The following is a 1805-nucleotide window of genomic DNA, read 5'->3' as shown; positions in this document are numbered from 1 at the left end:
ACAGGGCCATGGCCAAGGCCATCGAGTTGGTCTGCGCCAACGTCAAACGCGAATATTACGGGCCGACAGCCTTGTGCCCGACCGGACCGACGCTGTTCGGCAAGGCCATCGCCATGACCTGCGATCCGGAAGACCTAATCGTCGGAGAGGCGGTCAGGTTGACGCTGCCGACAGGCGAGGGCGAACCTGCGCAGAAACCGAGCCATTGCCTTCAGCACGCCAAGGAACTGGTGGCGATCAAGCGCAAGCGGGGAGGCGGCCCAGTGTCGGAACTCGGCATCGGCGGCGGCAACCGCTACAATAGGCTCTGGCGCTACCGGGAAGTCTATCGCGAACGGGCGCCATGGGCCCGCATCTTGCGTTGGCGGTTTTGGTGAGCGTGGCCTTTGCCGACATCCAGCTGGCTTGATGCCGGGCGGGCAAGTGCGTATTTCTGGGATCGAACCCCCGAATCGGGGCAGCCGAAACGTGGAGACGGAACTTGTCCGCACTGACGCGCTTTCTCGGTGACTCACCGCTCCGGGTGCTGATCAAGCTGCTTGTGGTCTCGTTCCTCGTCGGCCTCGTGATGCACGCCTTCGGCTGGTCGCCGATGGACGTCTACCACGGCATCCGCCAGTTCTTCCTCGACCTGTGGAATCTCGGCTTCCATGCCATCGACCGTTTCATCGGCTACATCCTCTTGGGCGCGGCGATCGTCGTGCCGGTCTTCATCCTGCTGAGGATCGCCAGCTACAGGAAGTGACCCTCAGACGAAGCCTGACGCCACCTCGAACAGGATGGCGTGACGCGCGGCAAGTGTTGCCACGTCCGTCGAATAGCCGCCGCCGATGACGCCGCAGACCGGCATGCCGAGCCGGCGAAAATGGCGGAGAACCATCGCATCGCGGGCGCGCAGGCCGTCATCGCTGAGTGACAGCCGGCCCAGCCTGTCCCCGGCGTGGACGTCGACGCCGGCATTGTAGAAGACGATGTCCCAGCGCGTTCTGGCCGACAGTTCCGGCAGGATGCCGCCGAGCCTCTCGAGATAGGCCGCGTCGCCGATGCCGTCAGGCAGCGCAACGTCTAGGTCGGAGGCGATCTTGCGCACCGGATAGTTGCGCTCGCCATGCATGGAAAAGGTGAACGCGCGTGGTTCGTCCTTCAGGATATCCGCCGTGCCGTCGCCCTGATGCACGTCGAGGTCGACGATCAGGATGCTGCCCACGGCACCCTCGGCAAGCAGCACCAGCGAGGCGACGGCGACGTCGTTGAAGGTGCAGAAGCCGGCGCCCTGCGCGCGCCGCGCATGGTGGCTGCCGCCGGCGGCGTTGCAGGCGATGCCGTGCCTCAGCGCCAGCCGCGCCGCCAGCACCGTGCCGCCGGCGGCAAGCTGTGCCCTGAGCGAAACCCGCGGACCGACCGGAAAGCCGATCTCGCGTTCGATCCTTTCCGGCACCTGGCAGGCCAGGACCTGGTCGACATAGTCGGCCGCGTGCGCCAGCTTCAGCCACGATGCCGGCGCCGGCTCGGGCATGGCGAGCGTGTCGCGGCTCGCCAGTCCGCGCGCCTCCAGCGCCCGCATCAGCAGCGGATACTTGCTCATCGGGAAGCGGTGGTTGACGGCGAAACCGGCGTCATAGCCGGGGTGGTGGACGATCTGCAGCGGCATGCCAGCTCCGGGATTCGGTTGGCCGACGCCGGATCGTGATTGCGCGGCACCGGCAAACTGGGGCACATCGGTCGTCCGATCAAGCCGTCCCGAGGACCAGGCCCTGGATCAGCTATCGACATCGGCCGCCGGCCGGTCTTTCGCCGTTACCAAC

At 66.3% G+C, this 1805-nt stretch carries 3 protein-coding genes; 2 read left to right on the top strand and 1 reads right to left on the bottom strand.

The features are described 5' to 3' along the window. Together EN742_RS37685 and EN742_RS33840 are read left to right on the top strand one after the other, a co-directional pair. On the top strand, positions 1-377 hold a 377-nt coding region (locus EN742_RS37685; RefSeq protein ID WP_210214505.1), incomplete at its 5' end, for a hypothetical protein. A 104-nt stretch (positions 378-481) separates the two neighbouring features. Beyond that, positions 482-745, top strand: coding sequence for a DUF6460 domain-containing protein (locus tag EN742_RS33840; RefSeq protein ID WP_127407766.1), 264 nt, complete (start codon positions 482-484; stop codon positions 743-745). 3 nt (positions 746-748) lie between these two features. On the opposite strand, the gene EN742_RS33835 is transcribed toward EN742_RS33840, so the two are convergent. Then, positions 749-1651 (bottom strand): histone deacetylase, encoded by a 903-nt coding sequence (locus EN742_RS33835; RefSeq protein ID WP_127422357.1) that lies wholly within the window; start codon positions 1649-1651, stop codon positions 749-751. Between the last annotated feature and the right edge of the window lie 154 nt (positions 1652-1805).

Origin of the sequence: Mesorhizobium sp. M4A.F.Ca.ET.020.02.1.1 (assembly GCF_004022645.1) — a bacterium.
Taxonomy (GTDB): domain Bacteria; phylum Pseudomonadota; class Alphaproteobacteria; order Rhizobiales; family Rhizobiaceae; genus Mesorhizobium.
This window is presented reverse-complemented; position numbering and strand designations above follow the sequence as displayed.